This window comes from Marinobacter sp. bablab_jr003, from assembly GCF_016464245.1.
GTDB classification, from domain to species: Bacteria; Pseudomonadota; Gammaproteobacteria; order Pseudomonadales; family Oleiphilaceae; genus Marinobacter; species Marinobacter vinifirmus.
Map to the genome: position 1 here is coordinate 1 of NZ_JADARC010000129.1, position 1,384 is coordinate 1,384.

Consider the following 1,384-nt stretch of genomic DNA (forward strand, 5'->3'; position numbering starts at 1 on the left):
GAGTTATGGTGATTTCTGGTGTATGGAAGCAGGCTGAAAGGATGGCGTATCCTGTTGGTTGATCACCGCCAAGATCACAACCAACAGAGGATGGATACGCCATGTCCAAGTCTAACCTGCATGCTCTTTCACAACCAGAGGCGACCACGAACGATCCCTTGCACGATCTGATCCGACAGGGTGCCCGTGACCTGATTGCGCGGGCTGTCGAGTCTGAGCTTCAGGGGCTACTGGATCAGTATGCCGATGTATTGACACCCGAGGGTCGCAAGGCGGTGGTCCGCAACGGACACCTGCCCAAGCGAACGATCCAGACAGGCGTTGGGGATGTTGACGTTCAGGTGCCCAAGGTCAGGGACCGCAGTGGTTCCGGTATTCGCTTCAACAGTCAGCTCCTGCCACCGTATTTGAAGCGGGCCCAGAGTCTGGATGAACTCATCCCTTGGCTCTACCTGCGCGGTGTCTCCTCTGGCGATTTCCAGGAGGCCCTGAGTGCCTTGGTCGGCGAGCAGGCCAAGGGCCTGTCCGCCAACACGGTGTCACGGCTCAAGGCACGGTGGCTGAAGGAGCACGAGGATTGGCGTCGCCGTGATCTGGGCCAGAAGCGCTACGTCTACTGGTGGGCAGACGGTGTCTACAGCAATGTTCGCCTGGATGATCGGCTTTGCCTGCTGGTGATCATCGGGGTCACAGAGCATGGCCACAAGGAGCTGGTCGCGGTGGAAGACGGCCATCGCGAGTCCGAAGCCAGCTGGAGAGAACTGCTCACCGGCTTGCGGGAACGTGGCCTGGACCATGCGCCCAAGCTGGCCGTAGGCGACGGGGCTTTGGGCTTCTGGAAAGCGCTGAGCAAGGTGTTTCCGGATACCCGGCACCAGCGGTGCTGGGTTCACAAAACTGCCAACGTGCTGGACAAGCTGCCCAAGTCCGTACAGCCGAAGGTAAAGTCAGACCTGCATGAGATCTATCTGGCGGAGACCCGTGATGGGGCTCACAAAGCCTTCGAGAGCACGTTAAGGCGATTCCGGGACAAGTACCCGAAGGCCATGGAAAACCTTGAAAAGGACCGGGATGAACTACTGGCCTTTTACGACTTCCCGGCAGCGCACTGGATTCACTTGAGGACCACGAATCCCATTGAATCTACCTTCGCCACAGTCAGGCTGAGGACCAAGCGAAGCCGGTCCTGTGGCAACCGCGACACCACGTTATCGATGGTGTTCAAATTGCTCCAATCCGCCCAGAAACGCTGGAAGCGGATCAAGGGGTTTAACCAACTGAAGCTGGTCGTGAACAACGTTCAGTTTCGGGATGGAGAACGGGTGGATGATCAACCTGACAGAGACGCCGCTTGATGGTCATACACCAGATTTGACAATAACTC

1 protein-coding gene is annotated in these 1,384 nt (G+C 57.7%); it reads left to right on the forward strand.

The features are described 5' to 3' along the window. Positions 1 to 101: 101 nt before the first annotated feature. Entirely contained in the window at positions 102 to 1,355 is a 1,254-nt protein-coding gene (locus H3Z84_RS15665) for an IS256 family transposase (protein WP_199458130.1), read from the forward strand. The last annotated feature ends 29 nt before the right edge of the window (positions 1,356 to 1,384 follow it).

Excerpts from the sequence above, each read along its gene's own strand:
- H3Z84_RS15665 (WP_199458130.1), top strand. The coding sequence starts at position 102 with ATGTCCAAGTCTAACCTGCATGCTCTTTCACAACCAGAGGCGACCACG.